We start from the raw sequence: 6,287 nt of genomic DNA, 5'->3' as shown, positions 1-6,287 counted from the left end.
ATGTGGCTGAATTTTCGGTCGGCGTAAACAATCCATAGCACGCACAAGCGCGCCTACTGGACACCCTCCGGACCGGCTGCGGTAGGCCCCGCCTCCACCCGGCAGCAGTGCCGCGGTGCGTTGGCTCTTGAGATGCTCGACGGCCATATCGAACAGCTTCTGATGCGTAAAGAATGCTTTAGCCACTTCTCCTCCGAAAGCTGTGTGCTGTTCAAGCAGTATCGTCCGGCTGACTGATCGATCGCATCCCGGAAAACCCCTGTTTTTACCGTATATTTTCTCAGACACATCAATTATTACCTGCTCGCCAACTCTTCCTCGGCGAAGGTGGCAGGCGAATGCCGCGTGGCTAAGAAAGTGCGTACGTAGTACGAGCGCGGCACGGGAGGACTTAGATGTCGTTTAGTTGGGCCGGCCGCACATGAAATAAGCAATAACTACCTTCTCAACAATCACAACCCGGATATCGCGCTGTTTTTACGCGCGCGGGCAAAGTAATTTGTACTGGCTTGTGGAAGGAATCCCTCGATTACTGCATGCTGAAGGAATGACGATTCTCCATAAGATATACAGGAAGAACGCATGAGGCTCTTTTTAAAGAGTTACATTTAGAAACGTTTGCGGAACTTTTTGGCCAATATAATTCGTTCACCTTACACAGAGACGAATTAATTGCCATGTTTCGTGCTGCTAATCGAACCGCCAGTAATGCTTGCCTCCCCGATGCGACGGAAACCAATAAGAGTCGGTCTGTTACGCGTCGAGGTTTCCTCTCAGTGATGATGGCAGGCGCAGGCAGTGCCGCTTTGGCCGCATGCGGTGGCGGGAGTGAAAACCTGTCTGACAGCGTCATGAATGCGCAGGCCGTCTCAAAGGCAGCCTCCGCGAGCGGAACCGTCATTCCGCCCGCGGCGTCCATCACCGACAGCTCGGGCGCCGTCTGGACGCTCGTGGGTGGCCGCGTGAACCGCAACGGCGTCGGCGTATCGACCGGATCGCCCGCCGCCCTTGCGACCATCCTCTATTACAACGGCGCGATCTACGCGAAGAACTCCGCCGGCACGTGGTTCAAGAACGGCAGCCCGTGGCAGAACGTCGGCACGGCCGATCCACGTGGCGTGGCGTCAGCGGCAGCGGCGGTGACGTCCGGTTCGAAGTTCTACGGCATCAACGGCCACCTCGCTTACGGCTCGGGCATCTACAAGACGATGTCGGCCGCCGCGCAGCTCGCGATCCTCAAGGATCTCGGCGTGACCAACTATCGCGCGGACGTCGCGGATTCGGGCATGGCCAAGACCATCGCAGCCGCGCTCACCGGCGCTTTCAAGGGCAGCGGCGTGTCGATCCTGCCGGTTCTGAACCCGCTGTCGTGCGGCTGGAACACCTCGCTCAGCGAATCGTCGGCTTACACGCTCGGCTATAACCTCGCGACCGGCGCGACGACGCAGCTCAAGGGCCTCGTGTCGCACATCGAATGCGGCAACGAACTCGACGTTCCGCTTAAGATCAGCGGCGACGGCAGCAGCGCGGCAAACTGGAGCGCCTCGGCGTGGCCGTCGCTGCGTGGCGTGCTGCGCGGCATGATCGACGGCGTGCGCGCAATCGATCCGTCAATCAAGTGCGGCGTGGGCACCGGCATTCCGCTGTCCTACCGCGCACTGCAGATGTTGTGGAACGGTGTCTCACCGAACGGCACGACCAATGGCGTGAGCGGCAGCGCATCGCTTCGCTGGGACTTCACCTGCTATCACTGGTACGAAAGCTCGGGCGACATGCTGTGCGGCTGGCAGAACAGCGCGTGCTACGACGTGCTCCAGGCACTCAAGGATTCGTTCGGTGTGCCGATCTGGTTGACGGAGTGGGGTTGGAACGCGCAGAAGGACACGATGGACCAGAAGACCGCATATGTCCCGAAGGCGCTGGCGCAGTACCGCTCGCTGAAGGACAAGTACAACATCGAAGCGATCATGATGTACGCGGTCATCGATGACAACTACGGTCTCATCGCCGGGGATGGCGTGACGAAGCGCGCATCGTATGACCTCTTCAAAAATTTTGTGAAAGCGAACCCCGTTTGAGAGCTCGACATCATCCCGCATCATTGACGGGAAAAGCGTTACGGTGAAACGGGCCCGCGCGCGTTTGTGAAGCACCCTAGTGTCCACGTCCCGTAGGCGGCCGTCGCTACGTCCGGCAGCAGTCAGACCAACAGCGGCCCTATATCCCGTCGGCGAGTCGGTCCCTCGGACGACGGCTAAGCTCCGGTTTGCAGTCACTGACGCCGGACCTACAGGCTGGGTCTCGATACCACACACTCCTTGAGCCCTCTACCGGCTAGCGTCTTGAGCAGAGCTTCGGCTATCGGTGCGGTTTCGTCAAGACGGTCAAAAGGTCGTGGCCGAAGCGTGCGTTGGCTGTTCCGCGCTTCGCTGTGGCGTTGCCGGCGCGGCCCGTAACGTTGTTTAACAATCCCTTGGGCGCTGGCGGCGACGGAAACTTCTATCATCGCGCGGGCGGTCGAAGGCAGGGCCTACGATCTGGAGCAAGAGTTGAGTCCCGCGTCAAAGTGGTACCCGCCGCCGGAGCGCTTTGCAACGTACATTGCGTTGTCCGCTTTCTGCAGCAATTCTTCAGCGACAAAACCCGCACCGCTTTGCGTGGCGACGCCGATGCTCAACCCCACGCCACCGTATGACGAGGCAAGTACTCTAATTTCCGCCATCAACCGCTCGCACAGCTTCTCAATCACCGAGGGGCTTGCCAAACCAGGTGCGATCACGACAAACTCATCTCCTCCGACCCTTGCCACGAGGTCGCCGAGCCGAGTCACCCGTTTAAGCGATTCGGACACAGCCCGCAATAGAGCGTCGCCGACCGCGTGGCCGAGTTTGTCGTTGATCGCTTTGAATCCATCTAGATCAATGAATAATGCGGTAACCGGTTGTTGAGCCGTGCCGTCATCGGCTCGTAACTTCTCTAAACGCCGAGCGAGGTCGCGCCGATTGGGCAATCCGGTGAGAGAGTCGCGCAGCGCGTCGCGCGACATTCGCTTCGTTCCGCGTATAACGCCCTTGTATGCTTTCGCTTGCATTGACGCGGTGAAAGCCAAAAGCCCTGCGACACCGAGCAGCAAGGCGATAAATGCGTACTCGGTCGCCTGAACCCGCCGCCTGCTGTCCGTGAGTGCAGTGCTCCGACGAGCCTCGCAGTCCGCGACGAAGCGTCCGATGCCGCTTCTAAGGCGATCCATGGACTCCTTGCCGGCATCGGACCGAACGATTGCAAGCGCCTCTTCATGGTGTCCCTCGCGCTCGAGCCTGACCGTTTGGTCCAACTCGTCAAGTTTGTCACGCATGTCGCGCTGAATGGCCCGTAGCGCCGCAAACTGGGAAAGCGTGTGCACGGAATCGATCAGATCGCCGACAGCTCTCGCGGCGACCCGTTTGCCTTCGAAGTAGGGCTGCAAGTACTTTTCGTCGCCCGTCAAGAGGAAGCCCCGTTGACCAGTTTCTGCGTCTTCGATGGCGAGCAGGAGCGCGTCGCTCTGCTTAATAACCGACGCCACGCGGTCTTGCATACGGATGTCTGATATTACAGCAACACCCTGCCACGCTGATGCGACTGCGGAAACCGTTAGCGCAAGGACTATCACCGCGTAGATGGCAATCGAGCGCCGCCTCTGGGAGGCAAATGTCTCTTCAACGGCTATCAATTTGTACGCTCAGCTGTAGCGGCAGACTTTGGTCTTAACCACTGTTGGAAGGAATGCCTACGCTACGCTATTCTTTCCGCGTGCCATGTGGCGAAAAGACGGTCATAACCGTTTCTTTTCGTGCGTTTGTCGCCAGCGTCTTACACCGGTGCAGTAATAGACGTCCAGGCGTCAGTTCGCCGACCACCGAAGAATCGATCGAAGAACGTACTATGCCGCTTCCAAACTGCCGGCTTGATCACCGGTTCGTACGTATCCGCGCACCCCCTGCGGTGTGCTGTGCCCCGGAGATCTCAAAGCTAGTACCGGGTCTGCATTGGCCGAATGCTGCTCAATAGCGCGTCTAGGTCGTCCGCATTAAAAGGCTTGGACAGCACAGCTACGCCCAGCCGTCGGGCTGTCTCAAGATGTTCGGCATAGCCTGTCATCAAGGTGACCGCTTGAGTCGGACGCCGTTGCTTGACCCACTCAACGAGTCGAATACCGTCATAAGTGCCCGGCATTTGGATATCGGACAAGACGAGGTCAAAAGCGCAACCCTCTTCGAGGATTCCGAGAGCAGCGTCGCCGGACGGTACATGGCGCGCTGTCCAGCCGAGTACATCTATCACCGCAGCCAAACCGGCCGCGACTTCTTCATTGTCTTCCACGAGAAGCAGAGTCGGGCGCGCATGATCAGATTCCGCAGCGGATGCAATTGGGCCGGGCGTTTTCGCCACGGCGTCTTCAATCAGCCGCGGCAGATAAAAAAATATTGTAGTGCCGCGTCCCACGCTCGTATCGATTCGTGCTGTGCCGCCGGCTTGTTCAGCCATCGCTGCAACCTGAGCGAGCCCGAGTCCTGTGCCGGCACCGGCCTGCTTGGTCGTAAATAGCGGCTCGAAAGCATGTTGATAGACCTCTGGCACCATTCCAGTGCCGCTATCTTCACAGGCAAACTCGACGTAGTGGCCCGGCGTCAAGCCATGTTGAGACGTTGCAAACGTTATGTTGCTGCACCGTATCGCGAATGAGCCGCCTTGCGGCATCGCGTCTTTGGCGTTTACCGCGATGTTCACGAGCGCGGACGTCATTTCCGACGCGTCCACCGCGACAGGCCACGACGACTTTATGGCATCAATGTGCAACGACACGTCACTGCCCAGTGCCGACGCAATGAGAGGCTTCGTCTCGGTCAACCATTGGCCGGGTTGTACTGTTTGAACCCGAAGTGGCGTTCGACGCGCCACGCTCATCAGCCGACGGGCAAGCGCACGGGCGGTGACCGACGCACGCTCTACCGCATCGATTTCGGGTTTTACACCGTTGTACCCCTTCCGACGCACGATTTCCATGTTCGCCCCTACGACCATCAACAGATTGTTGAAGTCGTGGGCGACGCTGGCGACGAGGTTGCCTAGTGCCCCCATCCTTTGCATCCTTCGTGCGGCAACTTCCGCCGCTTGACGGCGGCTGAGCTCGTGACGCCAACTATTCCACGAAGACTCTTCTGCTCTGAGCCGACGAAGTGAGAAGATGATGAGCGCCCACAAGAAGGTGCACGGAAGGAGGGCTGCAAGCACTATGGACATGTCATCACGTAGCCAACTGTTGACGATGTCAGCTGTAGCGAGGCCCGCTGACACATAAACCGGGTACGGACCCGCTCTACGATAGGCCAATAGTTTTGGCTTTCCGTCCAATGGAGAATCAATCTTCGAAAAGCCGCGCTCGGGCTTCCGAACGAACTCCCCAGCAAGAAGTTGATGTGTCGCCGGAGGATGCGGGAGCAGCGCAGGCGGGAACCGCACCAATATAGCACCGTCGTCCCGATAGAGACCAACGGTCACGGCGTGGTGTTCCGCGTGAAGTTGCTGGTAAAACCTCACCAAGTGGTCGCGGTGCAGGGATATGACGAGCGCGCCTAGAAAACGGCCGTCATGTGCAACTCTCGCGGATAACGAGCTGACGATATCGATTCCCTGGATTGGACCCCGCTGAGGGAGGGAAATATGAAATCGACTTAGCGTCGCGCGGGTCGACGTAAAATCGTCCCGACCGCCAATCGAGACATTCGGAGCGGGAAAGTATCGGCTGCTGACGAGCAACTTGCCATCGGAGTCAACGACGGAGAGCGTTGCGATTTGTGGCTGAGATGCCACCAGGGATGCGAAGACAGTATGCAAGTATTGAGCGTCTCGTGAAACCTGCAGCGCATCACGCGAGCCTATTGCATCATCAGCGCGGGCAATCAATTGCCGATTGACATCAAGTAGATCCGTGACTTTCGCTTCCGCAATCCATGCAAACCTATTCAGCGTCGAGGATTCTTCGGTTATCGCCCGATGATACGTGTAAGAGGCGTAAAGCCAGACAAGCACGATAGGAATGACGATGGAAGCTGCCAGCCCCCCGACAAGTCGTCGCCGTGCGGCACGGAAGTTCAACGGTGGAAGTGCAAGGTTGCCCGATGAGACGGCGTCTCGTTGTAATGGACTCAATGTCCTCTCCGTCTAGTCTGCCGAAGACAGCAGTGCAGCGCGTGCAAACGTTTGCACGCTCTAACGAGCCAACGCGGGAAATTGTACTAGGGATA

At 58.3% G+C, this 6,287-nt stretch carries 3 protein-coding genes and 1 pseudogene; 1 reads left to right on the top strand and 3 read right to left on the bottom strand.

Annotation, left to right across the window (positions count from 1 at the left end; translation table 11 throughout):
• A pseudogene (locus BG57_RS33580) lies at positions 1–186 on the bottom strand (hypothetical protein); the annotation flags it as partial.
• A 665-nt stretch (positions 187–851) separates the two neighbouring features.
• Here BG57_RS33580 and BG57_RS28395 point away from each other — a divergent pair.
• Positions 852–2,078 (top strand): glycosyl hydrolase, encoded by a 1,227-nt coding sequence (locus BG57_RS28395; protein WP_229753898.1) that lies wholly within the window; start codon positions 852–854, stop codon positions 2,076–2,078.
• 452 nt (positions 2,079–2,530) lie between these two features.
• Here the strand turns inward: BG57_RS28395 and BG57_RS28390 are convergent, their stop codons facing one another.
• Both BG57_RS28390 and BG57_RS28385 read right to left on the bottom strand, forming a co-directional pair.
• Positions 2,531–3,577, bottom strand: a complete 1,047-nt coding sequence (locus BG57_RS28390) for a GGDEF domain-containing protein (protein ID WP_035970244.1) — start codon at positions 3,575–3,577, stop codon at positions 2,531–2,533.
• A 434-nt stretch (positions 3,578–4,011) separates the two neighbouring features.
• Positions 4,012–6,192: a hybrid sensor histidine kinase/response regulator gene (locus BG57_RS28385; RefSeq protein WP_035970243.1), complete on the bottom strand. Its 2,181-nt coding sequence runs from the start codon at positions 6,190–6,192 to the stop codon at positions 4,012–4,014.
• Positions 6,193–6,287: the final 95 nt, after the last annotated feature.

Source organism: Caballeronia grimmiae (genome assembly GCF_000698555.1).
GTDB lineage: Bacteria > Pseudomonadota > Gammaproteobacteria > Burkholderiales > Burkholderiaceae > Caballeronia > Caballeronia grimmiae.
The sequence above is the reverse complement of the archived record's forward strand: the minus strand, read 5'-3'. Positions and strand labels throughout refer to the sequence as shown.